This window comes from Pandoraea sp. SD6-2, assembly GCF_000389825.1.
GTDB classification, from domain to species: domain Bacteria; phylum Pseudomonadota; class Gammaproteobacteria; order Burkholderiales; family Burkholderiaceae; genus Pandoraea; species Pandoraea communis.
This window is the reverse complement of sequence record NZ_KB944452.1, coordinates 126,487-145,314: the sequence shown is the minus strand read 5'-3', so window position 1 is coordinate 145,314 and position 18,828 is coordinate 126,487. Positions and strand designations below refer to the sequence as shown.

The window sequence follows — 18,828 nt, the reverse complement described above, 5'->3', positions numbered from 1 at the left end:
GACATGCTTGCGACGAGATGCAACGCCCGTGTGACTCATGAAGGGGCAGGTTTTCGGATCTGCCCGATCGGCTTCGCTACGGGGCATTTGCTATGCTTGCGAACAGACCCGCCAACCCGCCACGCCCGCATGCTCCACCTATTCTTTTCCAACCGGTTCACCACGCTCGAAGCCGCGCTGCTGCGCGATCTTGCCCAAGTGCCCGGCGGCAGTGCCGGCGACGCTGGCAATCCGTTCGAGACGGAAACCATCGTCGTGCCAAGTGTGGCGGTGCGGCGCCGGCTTGAATTGGACTATGCGGATGTCTTCGGCGTGTGTGCCAACGTCCGTCTGGCCTATCTGGCCCAATGGCTGTGGGACATGGCGGGCAAGCTGCTCACGGTGCCGGAGAGTTCGCCGTTCGCGCCGGACCGCCTCGTCTGGCCGCTGTATCAATGTCTGGCGCAACCGTGGGTGGAAGCCTCGCCGCGTCTGGCGGGCTATCTGTCGGGGGCGGACGATGTCATGCGCTTCGAACTGGCCGATCGTCTGGCGCATATCTACGATCAATACCTGACATACCGGCCGAACTGGCTCGAACGGTGGCAATCGGGCGACACCATCGAGCCAGGGGTGGCAACGGGCTGGGGCGAGGTGCAGCGCGACGACGAAGCGTGGCAGAGTGCGTTGTGGCGGCAGGTGCTGGCGCATCTGGAGATTCGCGAGCGTCACCCGACGCTGCGCGCCATCGACCGGATCGAGCAACTCACACCTGAGACGGTGCCCGTCGGATGGCCCTCGCGTGTCTCGGTGTTCGCGCTGTCGTCGATGCCGCCTCTGTCGATGGCGCTGCTCAAGGCGATGTCTCGCCTGATCGACGTCCACCTGTATGTCCTCAATCCGTGCGAAAGCTATTGGTTCGACATCGTGCCGCCGTCGCGTCTGTCGTACCTGACGCGCCGTGACGGCGTCGCACATCGGGAAGTGGGACACCCCCTGCTCGCCGAGTGGGGACGGCAGACGCAGTCGCATATCGACGCACTGTATGCCGATTTGGCGCCGCAAGCCGTGGAGGACAGGGCGCTGTTCCAACCGAATCCTGCGCCGACGTTGCTCGCCGCGTTGCAGAACGGCATTCTCACGCTGGACGACGGCCGTCATGGCCCGCCCGACGGCGTCGGCGCCGACGGATCGGTTCAGGTGCATGTGTGCCATAGCCTGGCGCGCCAGATCGAAGTGCTGCACGACCGATTGCTGGCGTGCTTCGACGAAATTCCGGACTTGCGTCCCGATGACGTGCTGATCACTGTGCCGGATCTGGGCCGGGCGGCGCCGCTCATCGATGCCGTGTTCGGTACGGCGACGCCTCGCATTCCCTATCTGGTGACCGGTCTGCCGCCAACGCGCACCAATCCCGTCGCCCGCGCCTTTGCCTCGATTCTGGCGTTGCCGCAGCAACGCGTGGCGGCATCGAGTCTGGTGGAACTGGCGCGCACGGAGGCCGTCGCGCAACGCTATGACCTCGGTGGCAACGTGCTCGACGCCATTCAGAACTGGCTGCACGCCGCGGGCGCCCGGCGCGGCTGGCGCGGCGATGCGCTGTTGCGACTCGACGCCCAGCGTCCGGCGACGCTACCGGCAGCCGAAGCGAACGTCGCGCCCGCGCTGGAGCGGCACACGCTGGGTGACGCCATGATGCGATTGTTCCTCGGCTACGCGTTGCCGGACGATGCGCTGCCGGTCGACGATTGGCTTCCTGTCGGGGGGATCGAAGGTGGGCGCGCCGAACTTCTGGGGCAACTGGCGCGGCTGATCGACGATCTCGACGCGACAGCCGTGACGTTGCAAACCGAGCGCACAGGGCTCGCGTGGCGCGATCAGTTGCTGGCCATGCTGGAGCAATTCTTCTCCGACGAACCCCGCTTTGCCGACGATGTTGCCGAAGTGCGCATGGCCATCGAGCAGATCGGTTCTGCCATTGCCGACGGTGCGCCCGAGGTGCGGGTGCCGGTCGAAGTGGTGTCGCGTGTGCTGGCCGATGCGCTCGACGACCCGACTCGCGGCGGTGTGCCGTCGGGCCGGGTGACGTTCGCGGCAATTCCGAGCCTGCGACTGCTGCCGTACCGCGTGGTGTGCATGCTCGGGATGGACGACGGGGTGCTGCCGGGGCGCGTACGTGCCGACGAATTCGATTTGATGCGTGCGCTGCCGCAGCGCGGCGATCGCCAGCGCCGCGACGACGAGCGCAATCTCTTTCTCGATCTGATGTTGAGTGTGCAGGATCGGTTTCTGATGACATATACCGGGCGAAGCGTGCGCGATAACGCGCCGTTGCCGCCATCGACTGCTGTGGACGAACTGCTCGACTTCACCGGGCAGTTTCTGGCGCCGGTGTCACAGGGATACTCCCTCGACGATCAGCGCGAAGCGCGCGAGCGTCTGGTGGTGCTGCATCCGTTGCAGCCATTTTCTCCGGCATATTTCGACGGGCGCGATGCGTCCCTCTTTAGCTATGACGTGTCCAACGGCGAAGCGGCGCAGCAATTGGCGGAGCAACTGGCTTCTCCTGCGCCGGAGGCTCCCGCTGCGCTTTTTGTGCGCGAGTCGTTACCTGCGATTGCACAAACGCATCTGACACTCGATGATCTGTTGCGCTTCTGGCGTCACCCGGGCCGAGCCTGGGCGCGCGACAGGCTGGGCCTGTCGCTTGGCGAGATGCTGACGGAGGTTGAAGACGAAGAGCCCTTCGTGCTCGATTGGGCCGGACGCGATGCGCTGGCGGCGCGGCTGTTGCCGCGGCTTTTGCGTCACGATGGACGGGATATGCGCACGCACGTCGACGCCATTGAGCGTATTGCGAATGTGAGCCATGAGCTGCCGGGCGGTGCGACCGGTGCCGTCTGGCGCCGACGAGAGCTGGGCGGCCTGCGTGCGCTGGCGGCGCAGGTGAGGGAAGCGCAGGCCGAGGGCACGCAAGAGCTACTGGTAACGCTGCCCTTGAAACCCGCGTTGCCGCCGTCATGGCGCGAGTCGACGGATGCGGCATGGCACGGTGACGCTACCCTGTCTGCGGATTGCCTGTTGCAGGGGCGTCTGGCGCCCGTGTCGCGTTACGGGTTGGTGATGTATCGATACGGCAGCATGCGTCCGAGCGATCTGCTGGCGGCATGGCTGGCGCATCTCGCGCTTTGTGCGCATCTTCAGCAGCCTGAGCATGCCGGGCTGGATGTGGCGGCCAGAACCCTTTGGTACGGTGAAGACGAGACGTTTGCCTTGCGTCCGGTCGACGACGCGGCGACGCTGCTGGGGCAGTGGGTGGCGTTGTACCGGCTGGGGCAGACCCGGCCGTTGCCGTTCTTTGCTCGCAGCGCCTGGAAGCTGGCGAGCACAGGGAAGCCGGGCGAGGCGGAGAACGCGTGGCTTGGTTCGGCCTTCGCGCGCGGCGACTCGGACGACCCCTACACGCGATTGATCTGGCGTGGGGTCGAGAACCCGCTGGCGTCGCCGTTCGACTTGCTCGCCAACACGGTATTCGGTCCGGTGGTGCAGCACCTTGACGTCGTGGAGGGCGCATGACTCAGCTCATCGACCTCGACGTCTTCAGTTGCGATCTCGATGGCGTTTGCCTCATCGAGGCGTCGGCCGGTACCGGCAAGACCTGGAACATCTGCGCGCTGTACGTGCGCTTGCTGCTGGAAAAACAACTGACGGTCGAGCAGATTCTCGTCGTCACCTTCACCAATGCCGCGACGGCCGAGTTGCGTGAGCGTATCCGCGGGCGGCTGGCCGGGCTGGTCGCCGCGATGGCGCCGGTTTTCGGGGAGGAGGACGGCACGGCGAACGAAGCCGCGGAAGACGAATTTCCCGACTTCGACCCCGATGCCAGCGACGACCCCTTGTTCAACGTGATGATCGCCGGGTTGATCGAGCGCGGTGAGATGACGCCGAAGGCGATTCGCGACTGTCTTCAAACGGCGTTGCGAGCCTTCGATCAGGCATCCATTCATACGATTCACGGTTTCTGCCAGCGTGCGCTCGCGGAGGTGCCGTTCGCCGCCGGGCTGCCGTTCGCCTACGAACTGGTGCCGGACGACAATGGTGTGCGGCACGACCTGGCGGTCGAATTCTGGCGTCGCGTGGTCGAACCGCTGGCGGCACAGGACGATGGTTTCGCTGCATGGCTGGTAGATCGCAAGCGCTCGCCGGGCACGCTTACGGACCAACTGGCGCGCCGGCTGAAGAAGCCGATGTCGGCGCTGCGCTGGCCTGCGGCAGTGGAGGGGCAAGCGCAAGCGTCGGCCGATGCTGCGTTGCTCGCGACCTACGCAGCGGCGTCGGACTGTTGGGAAGCCGAGGCATCGGCGATTGCCGATCTGATGCGCGCCGCATTGCCGTCGTACAAGAAGAACATCTATCACGAGACCTCGCTCGCGCAAGCCGTTTCGGCATGGCAGCGCTATCTCGGGGCGCGCGACGCCGCTGCGCTGCTGAGTCCCAAGGCGGAGTTGCTCACGACGACGCGCCTGGCCAAGGACATCAAGAAGGGCGAGACGCCGCCCGATCACCGGTTCTTCGAGATGGCGGACGTTCTCGTACGCGCGCGCGCCGATGCCGACGAACGTTACGCAATGCAATGGCTGAGGATTTTGCGCGAGTGGTTGACCCAGGCCCCCGACCAACTGGCACTTCGCAAACGCGAGTTGCGCGTGGTGTCGTTCGACGATCTGCTTGGCAATATCGCGCGCGCGCTGACCCAGCACCCCGATCTCGCCGACGCCTTGCGCTCGCGCTACCCCTGCGCGTTGATCGACGAGTTTCAGGATACCGACCCGCTGCAGTTCGCCATCTTCAGCGCGGTGTATGGACAGCGGGCGATGTCTGCGCCGGATGAGACGCCGGGACCGATGTTCATGGTCGGCGATCCGAAGCAGGCGATCTATAGCTTCCGCGCGGCGGACCTCCATACCTATCTGGCTGCGCGCGAGAACGCCGACGCGGCGTACACGCTCGCCGTCAATCAGCGCTCGACACCGGCCATCATCGAGGCGGGCAATCGTTTGTTCGGTGCCAACGACCGGGCGTTCGTGCTCGACGGACTCGAGTATCCGCCGGTGCGTCCGGGGGCTCGCCGGCGTCCACCGCTGTCGGACGTTCGCGAGGTGGCCGACTTCACTGTCTGGTGGTTGCCGGACGATGACGAACCGCTGTCCAAAGATGACGCGCAACAGGCCTGTGCGCGCGCCACCGCTGCGGAGGTGGCGCGCTTGCTGGCGCGTGCGTCGCGTGGCGAAGTCCTCGTCGGCGAGCGGCCACTGGCGCCTGCCGACATTGCGGTGATTGTGCAGACGCACCGGCAGGGCGCCTTGATGAAAGCGATGCTCGCGGAACATGCCGTGGGCAGTGTGGAACTGACGCAGGACTCCGTGTTTGCGAGTGAAGAAGCCGAAACACTGCTGCGGGTGCTACGCGCGGTGGAATCGCCCGGCGATGTGCGCGCATTGCGCGCGGCGCTCGCCACCGAACTGTTCGGGCTCGATGCAACGGCGTTGTATCGCATGCAGACCAGCGAAGCCTCCGATGCGGAAGCGATCGCGTGGATCGAGCGGTTGCAGCGGTATCGTCAGTTGTGGATCGATCGTGGTTTCTCGGCCATGTGGCGCACACTCATGCGCGAACTGGGGCTGGCGGCACGGCTCGTCGCGCAATCGGGCGGCGAGCGGCGCCTGACGAACTTCATGCATCTGGCTGAGCTTGCGCAGGCACGCTGGGCCGAGCAGCCGGGCATGCCGGCGCTGCTGCGCTGGCTGGCGTCGCAACGCAATGCGAGTGGCGGTGAAGAAGCGCAGTTGCGTCTCGAGTCGGACCAGAATCTGGTGCAGATCGTGACCGTTCACAAGTCGAAGGGGCTCGAGTACGGCGTGGTTTTCTGTCCGTTCCTTTGGGATGGTGCGGTGCGCGACGGCGGCAGCCTCGATGGACTTGAATACCACGACGGCCCTACGGCGGTGATCGATTTTACCGATGCTGCGGGCAAGGGCTCACCGGCGGCGGCCGCGCTCCGGCAGGAGCAGTCGGCGGAGCAGGCGCGGCTGCTGTATGTTGCGCTCACACGTGCGGTCTATCGCTGCTATCTGGCGGCAGGTATTTACGCGTCGCGCCGGAGCGTGAAAGAGGCGTGCGGCGGCATGCTGAATTGGTTGGCCGCCGGGCAGGGCGTGCCGTTCGACGCGTGGATTACGTCGACGGTCGATACCGACGAACGGGTTGCCGCTATCCGATCGGCGTGGAAGGCGCTTGTCGGCGGACCGCTGGCTGTCGTGCCGTTACCGACAGGCGATGCGCTCGATGCCGGCACGCGCGTCGCACATGATGCAGCCCCCGAAATCACCACGCGTGCCAGTACGCGGGCGTTGCGAGAAATCTGGCGCATCGGCAGCTTCTCCGGATTGTTAGCCGGAATGCACGCGGGCCCTCAACTGGGAGGCGGTCAGCTCAGCGCGCCGGAGCGCACGCGCCCCGACTACGATGCGCAAGCGAATGCGGGGCCGACGTTCGCCTTGCCGCCCGAGGGTGACGACGCCTGGCCACCGGCCGACGATATTCTTCGTTTCCCACGCGGCCCAGCCGCAGGCGAGAGCTTGCACCGCGTGTTCGAGTTGGCCGATTTCCAGTCGCGTGCGCAGTGGCCGCATGCTGTCTCGCGGGCCCTGCGTGAACGTCCGCCGGGGCGAGGTGCCGAACACAACGATACGTGGCGGGCCATGATGATGAACATGCTGGCCGACACCCTGGCGACACCGCTGCGTCCCGGTCTGCATTTGGCCGATGTGGCGCTGGCGGAGCGGCTCACCGAAATGGAGTTCACCTATCCGGCCGATGCCGTGTCGCTCGACGCGTTGCGCGGCTTGTTGCGCCAGTTCGGATACCCGGATCTGCCGCTCGATGCCACCGTGTTGCGTGGCTACCTGAAGGGCTTCATCGATCTGGTGTTCCGTCACGGTGGTCAATGGTGGATTCTTGACTGGAAGTCGAACTATCTCGGCACGGCACCCGAGAACTACGGTGCCGACGGCCTGCGCGAAGCGATGGCCGAGCATGGCTATCACCTTCAATATCTGCTTTACACCCTGGCGTTGCACCGCTATTTGCAACGGCGTATGACACATTACGATTACGACCGCGACATGGGGGGCAGCCTCTACCTCTTTGTCCGGGGCGTTCGGCCCGACTGGGCCAGTGCGCATCTGGCCGGTGACGATGTGCCAGGCGTTTTCTTCGACAAGCCGTCGCGTGAGATGGTCGACGCGCTCGACCGTTTGTTCTCCGCGGGCGAAAACCCAGCGCTGGTGCAAGCGCTGGCGCTTGACTCGCGCAGTGGCGACGCGGTGCTCGACGGGGAGGGCGTATGAGCGATCACCGTCATACCGGCGATGTCTCGGGTGCACCGATAGCCGATAGCGGCGTGGTGCGACTGGCGCAAGGGTTCGCACGTCGGATGGCGCTGCTCGCACGAGGGCATGGTGCGGACGATGTGGCGTGCCGCTACGTCTGGCGTGCCGCGCTCGCGGTAAGTCTCGCCACGGCCGAAGGTCACGTCTGCGTGCCGCTCGATAATCTGCTCGACGCGCAGGCCAGCGGTGAGCTGTTCCCTGGCGACGCACCGGCCTTGTCCGTTTGGCGGGATGCGCTCTTCGCCAGCGGCTTGTGCGCCCGCGCCAGTCTCGCGCTGGCCCTGACGGACGACGCGCAGGCCGATGCCTTTCCGTTGCTGATCGACGATCAGGATCGGCTCTATCTGGCGCGTTATTACGGTTATGAGGCGCGTCTGGCGGCGGCGCTCGGACGCAAGTTGTGGTCGACTGTCCGCACGCCGGTAACGTCCGACGATCGCGCGCGTCTGCGGCGCTATTTCGGCGAGGGCGTGCTCGCTTCCCCCGACGGGCAACGCGAACCCAATTGGCAGATGGCGGCGGCAGCGCTTGCGCTGCAACGTTCGCTGGTGGTGCTTAGTGGCGGCCCCGGCACGGGCAAGACGACCACTGTGGTGGGCTTGCTCGCATGTTTGCTCGAGCGCGACGCCAACCTGCGGGTGGCGCTCGCCGCGCCCACAGGCAAGGCGGCACAGCGTATGCAGGAGGCGTTGACGGCACGGCAGGACCTTCCTGAGACGGTGCGTCAGGCGCTGCCCGAAGCCGCAGTGACGCTGCACCGGCTGCTTGGCGTCTTGCCCGAGTCTGCGGAGCAGGTCGGCCGGCGCTTTCGCCACCACGCGGGCAACCCGCTGCCCTACGACCTGATCGTCGTGGATGAGGCGTCGATGATCGATTTGTCGATGGCCACGCAATTGCTCGAAGCCGTGCCCGAAGGTGCGCGTCTGATCCTGTTGGGGGACAAAGATCAATTGGCGGCAGTCGAGGCGGGGGCCGTATTCGGGGAGTTGAGTGCGCAACGGACATTTTCCCCGGACATGCGTTCGCGCTTGTTATCCGCGCTGGAATGGCCCGCTGAAGCGCCGCCCCGGTCGGGACCGCTGGCCGCCATCGCCATTGCGGATGGCAATCAAGGGGGGGGCGGAGGAAATGCGCACGTATCGCAGGGCCTGGAAGACACTGTTGTGTGGCTGGAGCGTACCTATCGCTTCGGGGCGCACTCCGCCATCGGCCGGCTGGCTACCGCGATCAAGGCAGGCAAGGTGATCGAGGCGCGAAAGGAGTTCACTATCCCCGACGATGAGCGCGACGCGCGCTCGCATGCCGCCGCATCGCAGGCGCTTGGTACGGAGGCGGAGGGTGACACGGAGGGGGCAGACCGGGTAATGCTTAGCGAGGACGGCGGCATTCAATTGTCGCCCGCCCACCTGAACGCGCTGGCCGACGGGTATTCGGCGTACCTCGATGCGCTGGCCGAAGCGGTGACGACGATCGGGCAACTCGGCGACCCTGCGGCGGTCACCACGGCCGATATCGCCATGGTCGCGCAGCCGGTCTTCGCAGCGTTCGGCCAGTTCCGCGTGTTGTGCGCGACACGCGGCGGGCGGCGCGGTGTCGAGTTTCTCGGCGCACAACTGACGGCGCTGCTGGCGCGTCGCGCCGGCGTGGCGCTCGGTACCGGCGGCGGCGCATGGTTTGCAGGACGCCCGGTGCTGGTCACGCAGAACGAGTATGCGCTGAACCTGTTCAACGGCGACATCGGCATCGCACTGCCTCTTGGTCCGTCCGGCACGCTGCGTGTGGCGTTCGCCACACCGGACGGCGGGTATCGCCTCTACTCGCCCGCCAGTCTGCCTGCGCACGAGACAGCGTTCGCCATGACGATTCACAAGTCGCAGGGCTCGGAGTTCGAGCGCGTGGCGATGGTGCTGCCGGAGCAGGCGAGCCGGGTATTGTCGCGCGAACTGGTCTACACGGGGGTGACACGGGCACGCCGTCAGGCGTGGCTGTATGCGCCTTGGCCGGTGATCGCGTCGGCCATCGCGCGGCCGACGCAGCGCGATGGCGGATTGACCGACCGGTTGCGGGAAGTGCTGGCTACGATGCCGGATTCGACGCCGAGATAGCCGTCTCGGACGTCGAGCCCAAACGTGTGACGAGCAACTGATCGATCTTGTAGTTGTCGATGTCGACCACTTCGAACTTGTAGCCCGCGGCTTCCGTCGCTTCGGATTTTTTCGGAATGCGCTTGAGCTGATAGATCATGAACCCGGCGATGGTTTCAAATTCGCCTTCGCCGGGGAGTTCGTCGATGTCGAGGGCTTTTTTCACGTCTTCGACCGACGTCACACCGTCGACGAGCCACGAGTGGTCGTCGCGCTGCACGATCTGATCTTCGTCGGCGGGGTGAATGACGTCGCCCATGAGGGCACCGACGATGTCGTTGAGTGTCACCACGCCAACGACCAGACCGTATTCGTTGATGATGACGGCAAAGCCTTCGCGGGTTTCCTTGAAGCGCGCCAGCGCTTCGGACAGATTGAGCGTGTCGGGAATGACCAGCAGCTTCTTCGCGTAGAGGCGATCCAGATTGCGGATCACGCTCGACAGGTCTTCGCTGGCAATGCGCTGGAGTAGATCCTTCGAGTCGACGTAGCCCAGCACGTTGTCGATCTCGTCGCGGCACACGAGATATTTCGAGTGCGGGCTTTCGATCATCTTCTGGCGAATGCTGCGCTCTTCTTCCGCGATGGTGAAGTACACCACGTCGTCGCGAAACGTCATGACCGAGCCGACCGTGCGCGATTCCAGCTCGAACACGTTTTCAATCAGATGAAGTTCCTGTTTGCGGACCACACCGGCCTGCGCACCGGCACCGACCATGGCGGCAATGTCTTCCGAGGTGATGTTCTCGATGGCGTGCGTGGGCAACTTGAAGAGACGCAGGAATAGGTTCGCCACCCCGTTGAACAGATAGACGAGCGGGCGCAGGAGCTTCAGGCAAAGCAGCATCGGATCGATGATGCCCGTGGCGACACGCTCGGGATTCACCATTGCGAGGCGCTTGGGAATCAGATCGGCGAACTGGATGAAGGCGATCGTGATGAACAGGAACGAGCCGATGCCTGCGAGGCGCAAGGCGAGCGCCTGATCGATAAACGCCGAGAGCCACCCGAACAGGTAACTGGTCAGGAAGCTCTCGCCGAGCACCCCGCCAAGCACGGCGACCGCATTGACGCCGATCTGCACGACGGTGAAGAAGCTGCCGGGCTGCTCCTTGAGCGCGAGCACTTTGCCGGCCTGCAGATCGCCCTTTTCCACGAGCACTTGCAGCTTGGTGCGCTTGGCGGCAGTCAGAGAGATTTCGGCGGCGGAAAAGAAAGCGCTCACCAGAACCAGCAAGAAGATACTGAAAAGAAAACCGTAACCACTCATATTGTTATCCCTGTAAGTGCGAGAGCGGGTACATTGCCGCGACGCAGGCCGGACCCGTTTGCACGATGAAGGATCCGGTAGCAGGGAAACATTTCAAAACAAGGCCTGTGGGCCATCATTTTGAGATGCCTTCGGGCTGGAGCGCGGGAAACGCGTCCCCGGTCCGGCGCCAACGGCGAGTGAAATAAGCCGTGTGCCCCGTCTGGCGGGCCGCGTCAGCCGCGTCGGCTGTACCGCTGTCCGATAGCATGCCATAACTTCGGGGCAAGCCGACAGCGGATCCTGCCGGGGCGGGCGGGGACTCACTGCCGTTGTCTACGTCAGGGCGGTGCCTTACCCGAGCTGCGAGACCTCGTGTACAGAACCGACAATGGGCGTTCGCCCCCTCGGGCATCGTGAAAGCCGCATCGACGCAGTGTCGGGGCCGTGGCAACAGGCCATGCTTCTCTTTCCTGAGGAACGTACGACGATGAACGGTATACAGGCATCTCACTACCCGCCCGGCATGGGCAATATTGCGGCACCGGCGCCTATCGCCCTCGATCCAGCGGCGGGACTTGCCAACCCTGAAGGTATTCCGCTGGTGAGGGTTGCCAACGCCCGCGTTGGCAGTTTGATACATCCTTCGGTGATTCGTGACCCGCAAGTCGTGCCGATGCGACAACACTTGGACAAGCAATTCGTCAACGATTTCCTCGGCACGTCGCCGGAAACATCCTTCGGCCCGTACCTGCCGGGGCATGTCGACGCGGATAGCGTCAATGTGCTGCTGGCACCCTTGGCTGCCCCCACGAGCGGCGCAGGGCGAGGCGGGCAACCGGTGCTGAGCGCGTCCGCCGTGGAAACCCTTCATGTTTGCGCCAGTGCGGAAAACGTCAATCCGCGAATCGTGTCAGTCGACAGCAGCAGTCATCCGGTCCGTATGCCCTACGGTCGCAGCGAGCGCGCGCAGATTTGCCGGGGCATCGTGTGCGGATCGTTACTCGGTACGGGCGGGCGCAACGGCACGGTGCCGTTCGACAGTGGCCGTGACGACGTGACGACCATCGTCGCGGATACCGCGCGGCGGTGGACGGGCCACCCGGCGCTGGCTGGCAAGAAAGAGTGGTCGAGAGCGTGTGACGAACTGGAGTCGCCCGCGACGTTCATCGAGAAGGTGTGCGACCGTCTGCATCAGGGGTCTCGTGTTCTGCCCACGCGTGCGAGCACGGAATGGATGCTTCGCGTGGGATACGCCGACGGCCTGCCGATGCATCAGGCAATGGTGCGATCCGATTTGCCGCCCGCCGTCGCGTTAGGGTCGGACGACTGGGTCAAGCTTACCCTCGGCATCGAGCAACTCGGCGAGCGTCACTGGGAGATGCGCCACTCGGAAGTGATGGACGCGGCGGCGCTGCCCGCATCAAACACGAAGTCCTTTACGGCACTGGCAACGTCGATGTCGTCGAAGCCGCCGCACATTGCGACACAGCGGCTGCGCAATCAACTCACCCTGCGCGGTTTGCCCACGGCGCCGGCCGAGGGCACCACCGATGCGTCGGTACAGCGGTAAGCGCAGCCGGCCGGGCAAACGCCCGATCGTCAGGCGTCATTCGTAAAAAAACGCGCCCGGTGTTACCCGGGCGCGTTGGCATTTCGCATTGATGATCGGCTCAGGCGCGGCACAAACGAGTCATCGGGCACACCGAGCGCAGAGGCGTCGCGTCAGGTGCGGCGATAGATTTCGGCGCCGCTCTTGACGAACTCGACGGCCTTGACTTCCATGCCCTGCTTGAGCGCCGCTTCGTCGGTAATGCCTTGCTTGGCGGCGTAATCGCGCACGTCCTGCGTAATCTTCATCGAGCAGAAGTGCGGTCCGCACATCGAGCAGAAGTGGGCGACCTTCGCGGAGTCCTTCGGCAGCGTTTCGTCGTGGAACTCGCGTGCCTTGTCCGGATCGAGGCCCAGATTGAACTGGTCTTCCCAACGGAATTCGAAGCGTGCCTTCGACAGGGCGTTGTCGCGAATCTGCGAGCCGGGATGGCCCTTCGCCAGATCGGCGGCGTGCGCGGCAAGCTTGTACGTGATGATGCCTTCCTTCACGTCGTCCTTGTTCGGCAAGCCAAGGTGTTCCTTCGGCGTGACGTAGCACAGCATGGCGGTGCCATACCAGCCGATGGTCGCGGCACCGATGCCCGACGTGATGTGGTCGTAACCGGGGGCGATGTCCGTCGTCAGCGGTCCGAGCGTGTAGAACGGGGCTTCGTCGCAGTACTCGAGCTGGAGATCCATGTTCTCCTTGATGAGCTGCATCGGCACGTGGCCCGGGCCTTCGATCATGACCTGCACGTCGTGCTTCCAGGCGACCTGCGTGAGTTCGCCCAGCGTCTTCAGTTCGGAGAGTTGCGCTTCGTCGTTGGCGTCGTAGATCGAGCCCGGACGCAGACCGTCGCCGAGCGAGAATGCGACGTCATACGCCTTCATGATTTCACAGATCTCTTCGAAGTGCGTGTACAGGAAGCTCTCTTTGTGATGGGCGAGGCACCACTTGGCCATGATCGAGCCGCCGCGGCTCACGATGCCGGTCATGCGGTTGGCGGTCATCGGCACATACGCGAGGCGCACACCGGCGTGAATCGTGAAGTAGTCCACGCCTTGTTCGGCCTGTTCGATGAGCGTGTCGCGGAACATTTCCCACGTCAGTTCTTCGGCCTTGCCGTTTACCTTCTCGAGCGCCTGATAGATCGGCACCGTGCCGATCGGCACCGGGCTGTTGCGCAGAATCCATTCGCGCGTCTCGTGAATGTGCTTGCCGGTCGACAGATCCATTACCGTGTCGCCGCCCCAGCGGATCGCCCACGTCATCTTGTCGACTTCTTCGCCGATCGACGACGTCACGGCCGAGTTGCCGATGTTCGCGTTGATCTTCACGAGGAAGTTGCGGCCGATGATCATCGGCTCGGATTCCGGGTGGTTGATGTTGTTCGGGATGATGGCGCGGCCGCGGGCGATTTCGCTGCGCACGAACTCCGGCGTGATCTCTGCGGGAATGCTGGCGCCGAAATGCTGCCCCGGATGCTGGCGCGAGAGCAGCTTGGCCAGACGCTCGCCTTGCGGGCCGGCGTTGCGCACGCTTTCGATGTATTCCTGGCGGCGCAGGTTTTCGCGAATGGCGATGTATTCCATCTCGGGCGTGATGATGCCCTGACGCGCGTAGTGCATTTGCGTCACGTTCTTGCCGGCCTTGGCGCGGCGCGGCGTGCGATGCAGGCCGGGGAAGCGCAGATCGGCGGTCGCGGCGTCGGCGGCGCGCTCACGGCCGAAGGTGGACGTGAGGCCCGGCAGCGCTTCGGTGTCGCCGCGCTCGTCGATCCAGGTGGCGCGCAGGGCAGGCAGGCCGGAGCGGATATCGATTTTGGCGTCGGGATCGGTGTACGGACCGGATGTGTCGTAGACGAAGATCGGCGGGTTCTTCTCGCCGCCAAAGCTCGTCGGCGTGTCGGATTGCGAGATTTCACGCATCGGAACACGGATGTCGGGGCGCGAGCCGGTGACGTAGATCTTTCGGGAATTCGGCAGCGGTGCGATCGCGGCTTCGTCCACGCGCGCGTTGGCTGAGAGGAATTTCGGATTGGCGTTCATGCAATGTCTCCTGGCGGGGCACGTGTTGACGCCGACAAATTCGGCGCAAAGCGGCTCAGGAGCATGAACGGGGGCGAGGAACTTCTACGCTCCCTGCGCTGGCATTATCCAGATCAGGTTCTAAGGGTATTTCTCACCCACAACTCACGTTGCAGGACCCCTGCGCTAGCTTTGCGGCAACGATACACCGACATGCCGGGCAAACACAAGCGCGGTGTGTCCCGAAAAGCGTGAACCACCGATGGTGCAATGCGACATGAGAATTGCCGACACCCACCGTGGGGTGCGCTGCCTGCGTCAGGTGAGGGCGGGTGTCTTGTCGTCTTCGTCGAACGCGCGTGCGAGCCGTTGGGCGACATCCCCGGCCAGGGCTTCGGGCACGTTGGTAAAGCTCATCACGAGCGCGGGCGGCAACTGGCGGGTGAGGCTGAAGAACGACAGCGCGCCCGGTGCAATGCCGTGCCGGAACGCGGTGCGGCACAGGGCGCGATCATGGCGGTGCGGCGCCAGCCAGCCGAGCAGATGCATGCCGCCGGCTTGCTGCGCGAGTTCGATGCGTCCCGGCAGGTGTTCACGCAGCGCCTGCGCGAGCGCGGCACGGCGTTCTCCGTAGAGCTGGCGCATGCGCTTGATGTGGCGGCTGAAATGTCCTTGTGTGATGAAGTCGGTGACGGTGGCCTGTTCGATCCATCCCTGCGCTGGGGACGAGAGCGACGCGCTGGCGATGAACGCGTCGCACAGCGCGGGCGGCACGACCAGATAGCCCAGGCGCAAGCCGGGAAACAGCACTTTGCTGAACGACCCGGCGTAGAGCACGCGCTCCCCGCCGTCCAGACTCTTGAGCGCCGGCAACGGTGCGCCGGTGTAGCGGAATTCGCTGTCGTAGTCGTCCTCGACGATCCAGGCGTCATGCGCCTGAGCCCACGCCAGCAGCGCGAGGCGGCGCGCGAGCGGCAGCGTGACCGATAAGGGTGACTGATGCGAGGGCGTGACGACCGCGAGCCGGGCGTCGGGGGCGGCCCGCTCGCCCGCAGCGACGTCGAGTCCGTCATGATCGACGGCCACCGGCACCAGCGCGGCGCGGCTCATCCGAAGCGCCTCCTGCGCGCGGAAATAGCCCGGATCTTCACACCATACGGCATCGCCCGGACGCAGTAGCACGCGTGCGATCAATGCGAGGGCACCCTGATAGCCGGCGGTGACGATGATCTGACCAGGTTCGCAATGAATGCCCCGTGCGATCGCCAGATAACCGGCAATGGCCTCGCGCAGCGGTGCCCAGCCGATGGCGCTCTGATAGTGCAGCCCTTCGGGGGAAAGATGTCGTGCATGACGCGCCGCGAGCCGGGCCCACAATTTGCGCGGGAATTCGTCGAGGGCAGGCAGGCCGTTCTGCAACGGCAACGGCATACCGAAGGCGTTTAGCGCAATGCTGCTGGGGTTCTCTGGCTGCGCGTGGCCGGGCAACGTTGGCGAGTCGGACTTTTCGCCGGTGGCCGCTTCGGGACGGTGCGACCGGGTGGCGTTGGCTTGCGGCGGTATGGCTTTCGCCGCGGCACCGAGACGCGTGCCATCCAACTGCGGGTTGACGCGGCTGCCTGCGGCGCCGCGCCCCACGACGAAGCCCTCCGCGACCAGCCGTTCATACGCGGCTTCGACCGTTCCGCGTGCCACGCCGAGTTCACTCGCGAGCGCCCGCGTCGAGGGCAGCCGGCTCGATGGCGCGAGCTTGCCCGAGAGAATGCCGTCGCGGATGCGCTCGTAAAGCGCGCGGTAGGTGGGAACGCCGGCGGCCTGCGCGGCATCGGCCAGATGCAGGGCCGCGAGTGCGGCAGGGCTGGATTTTTCGGACATCGCGCAATGCCTCGCGTGGCTTGGGGGCTGGGTAGGGGCTCGATGGATAAGCCCTCCGCGCTTTGTCGGCGCCGGTTTCCGGTCGGGCTTATCTTGGCCTACCGATTCTATTAGGTTTTGGCTCTTCTGGATGAGACAAGGCGTGCGTATCGTTTGGGGTGTGAATGCATCGTATGCGTGACGACGACATACACCTGTTACCTCGGCATTATCTGACCTGAAGGGAGAATCGACTTATGCAACGCCTGAACTTCATCAACGCGGCGCCGCGCCCGTACGAACATCTGGGCACGTTGAGCCACTATTTCCATGACTGCGGCTTACCGGACGGGCTGGTCGAACTGGTCTGGCTCCGCGCGTCGCAACTCAATGGCTGCGCGTTCTGCATCGACATGCACGTGGCCGACGCCCTGAAAATCGGCATCGACCCGCGTCGCTTGCATTTGCTCGTCGCCTGGCGCGAGACCGAGTTGTATTCGCCGGCCGAGCGTGCCGCGCTGGCCTGGACGGAAGCCGTCACCAACGTCCAGGATGGCCACGTGCCGGACGATGTTTTCGACGAGTTGCGCGCCCACTACGACAACAAGCAGATCGCCGATCTGACGTTCGCCGTCGCCACGATCAACGCGTGGAACCGGGTGGCGATTTCGTTCCGGTCGGCGCTGCCGAAAACCCCGCAGGGCGTGCGCTGAGGCTGCATGACGGCGCGATTCTTGACGCGATGCGAAGCGAAGCGCCGTCTGACGCCAACCGACGCCAACGTCACTGCGCCAGACGCACTTCGCGCTGAAACTCGCGCGGCATGAGCCGTAGCGCGTCGCGGAAGAACCGCCGGTCGGGCGGCGGCAGCATCGGCAGCACGCGGCCCAGCGATCGCGCGGCGTGCAACGCCTGCGGCGAATCGCCGTCCTGATGCAGCGCAAACCACAGCATCTCGAACCACAGGTTGGCGAGCTGCAGCGGCTCGAAGCGAATGCGTCCCTCTTCGTGATCGGCGAGCGTCGTGGCCACCACATCCGTCCATTGCGTGAAACCCTTGGCCCGGGAGAAGGGCGCACCGAACGGCTGCACGGCGTCGAGGAACGCGTCGACGGCAAGGGGTGTGCTCGCGCGCAAGGTCGTCAGATCGGGGTCGCGCCGCACCGGTACGGCGCCCCGCGCGATACGCAACAGGAAGACGGTATTCCAGACGGAGTTGCCGCCTACACCGAAGCGGTCGCAGATCCATTCCGACAGACCGATCCAGCGCAGCGCCTGACGCTGCACGTCGGCGGCAGCGAGGCGTCTGCCGGGATCGATGAGTGCGCCCTGCCAGAACAGCCACAACGACAGCCCGATGTTCGCCGCGACGTGCTGTGCGAGTTCGATGGAGTCGGCTTCGAATGCTGCCTGCAAGGCGTCGGAGAACGCGGCCAGCGCATTGGCGGCCGACTGTGCCCGTGCGGGCATCGGACCGGGACGCGCGGCGTGCGACTTGTACAGCAACGCTTGCAGATTCCGGCTTTCGAAGCGGATGCGCGGGTTGTAGACGAGGCAAGGGGCGAGCGAGGCGTCGTCTCCGATGCGTTGCAGATGTGCAAACGCGCCTGCCTCGTCGCGCAAGGCGTAAGCCTGCCACGCCTGCACGATCCAATGCATGGCGCGTAACGTGGGCGAGCCCGGCGGGGCCGCGCCGAAGGTCGCGGCGAGTGTGGCGAGCGTCTGTTTCGTGCGCGCCGCGTCGCCCATGCGGCGCCACACGATTGTTTCGGCGAGCAGGGCGATGCCGCGTTGCACGTCGTCGACGGCACACACCTGCGCCGCATGGAACGACGGGATCGCGCCCGTGCGCTGGCGCCGCGCCGCGGCTCCCTGCGAGGACGCTTGCGGCGGTGCGAAGAACACCCCGTCCTGCATATCGCGCTTGCCAAGCGTCAGGTGATGCCAGAACGCGATGTCTTGCATGACGTAATCGAGCGCAGGCGATTGCGTATCCGGTGCGGCGTCTTGCGGCAATCCGAGGAATGCGGCAATGGCGCGACGCGGATCGTCGGGCGTCGTGTCTCCGATCGCCACAACGATGCGCGACATCTCATGCCGGGCTAGCCAGAACGGCCCTTTGCCCCGGCCGCGCGTCGGCAGCAGACACACGTCGGCGAGCCTGTCGTCGCCCCAGCCCACAGCGATGCCCCAGCGGGTGAAGTCGGAGAACGCGCGGCTGATCAGCATGCGCAAATCACCTGCCACACCCGACTGACCGAAACGGATTTTCAGCGACGCCAGGGAGACGGGCGACGTCTCGTAACGCGCCGCGTAATAGACCCGCATCAACAGCCACAGACTCTGGTAGCGCACGGGTTGCGCATTGATCTTCTGAGGGGCGTCGAGGCGCACGACGAGCGCAGGCGCGTCGGCGGTAGCGCGGGCGAGGTTTGGGGCAGGTGTGTCGGGCATGGCGTCGAGAGGTATCGAATCGCACCGGGCAGCGGACGGCATCCGCAGCATTGACGGACGCTTCCGAAGGGGCGCA

The 18,828-nt window shown here is 65.0% G+C and carries 9 protein-coding genes and 1 riboswitch; of the genes, 5 read left to right on the top strand and 4 right to left on the bottom strand.

Annotated features, from left to right (window positions below; all coding sequences use genetic code 11):
- The first annotated feature begins 129 nt into the window (after positions 1 to 129).
- Genes recC through recD form a run of 3 tightly spaced genes read left to right on the top strand, consistent with a single transcriptional unit; the run spans position 130 to position 9,535 of the window.
- Positions 130 to 3,555, top strand: a complete 3,426-nt coding sequence (gene recC / locus C266_RS15640; RefSeq protein WP_010807051.1) for an exodeoxyribonuclease V subunit gamma — start codon at positions 130 to 132, stop codon at positions 3,553 to 3,555.
- A complete protein-coding gene (gene recB / locus C266_RS15635) occupies positions 3,552 to 7,388 on the top strand; it encodes an exodeoxyribonuclease V subunit beta (protein WP_010807050.1) in 3,837 nt (1,278 codons plus the stop codon). The genes recC and recB overlap by 4 nt, the downstream gene beginning before the upstream one ends.
- Positions 7,385 to 9,535, top strand: coding sequence for an exodeoxyribonuclease V subunit alpha (gene recD / locus C266_RS15630; protein ID WP_010807049.1), 2,151 nt, complete (start codon positions 7,385 to 7,387; stop codon positions 9,533 to 9,535). Before recB ends, recD begins: the two co-directional genes overlap by 4 nt.
- Here recD and C266_RS15625 read toward each other — a convergent pair.
- Entirely contained in the window at positions 9,507 to 10,844 is a 1,338-nt protein-coding gene (locus C266_RS15625; protein WP_010807048.1) for a hemolysin family protein, read from the bottom strand. The two genes, recD and C266_RS15625, sit on opposite strands and share 29 nt — an antisense overlap.
- Positions 10,845 to 11,283: 439 nt before the next feature.
- Here C266_RS15625 and C266_RS15620 point away from each other — a divergent pair, with 439 nt between their 5' ends.
- The gene (locus C266_RS15620) at positions 11,284 to 12,396 is read left to right on the top strand and encodes a hypothetical protein (RefSeq protein ID WP_144265840.1); all 1,113 of its coding nucleotides are present in this window, start codon (positions 11,284 to 11,286) and stop codon (positions 12,394 to 12,396) included.
- Positions 12,397 to 12,548: 152 nt separating this feature from the next.
- On the opposite strand, the gene thiC is transcribed toward C266_RS15620, so the two are convergent.
- Both thiC and C266_RS15610 read right to left on the bottom strand, forming a co-directional pair.
- Complete coding sequence (gene thiC, locus C266_RS15615; RefSeq protein ID WP_010807046.1) at positions 12,549 to 14,465, bottom strand: phosphomethylpyrimidine synthase ThiC; 1,917 nt, start codon at positions 14,463 to 14,465, stop codon at positions 12,549 to 12,551.
- Positions 14,466 to 14,538: 73 nt separating this feature from the next.
- Positions 14,539 to 14,637, bottom strand: a riboswitch (TPP riboswitch).
- A gap of 125 nt (positions 14,638 to 14,762) precedes the next feature.
- Positions 14,763 to 16,319: a PLP-dependent aminotransferase family protein gene (locus tag C266_RS15610; protein WP_010807045.1), complete on the bottom strand. Its 1,557-nt coding sequence runs from the start codon at positions 16,317 to 16,319 to the stop codon at positions 14,763 to 14,765.
- Between the two features lie 236 nt (positions 16,320 to 16,555).
- Between C266_RS15610 and C266_RS15605 the strand changes: the two genes are divergently transcribed.
- Positions 16,556 to 17,011 (top strand): carboxymuconolactone decarboxylase family protein, encoded by a 456-nt coding sequence (locus tag C266_RS15605; protein WP_010807044.1) that lies wholly within the window; start codon positions 16,556 to 16,558, stop codon positions 17,009 to 17,011.
- 70 nt (positions 17,012 to 17,081) lie between these two features.
- Here the strand turns inward: C266_RS15605 and C266_RS15600 are convergent, their stop codons facing one another.
- The gene (locus C266_RS15600; RefSeq protein ID WP_010807043.1) at positions 17,082 to 18,752 is read right to left on the bottom strand and encodes a hypothetical protein; all 1,671 of its coding nucleotides are present in this window, start codon (positions 18,750 to 18,752) and stop codon (positions 17,082 to 17,084) included.
- Positions 18,753 to 18,828 lie beyond the last annotated feature (76 nt).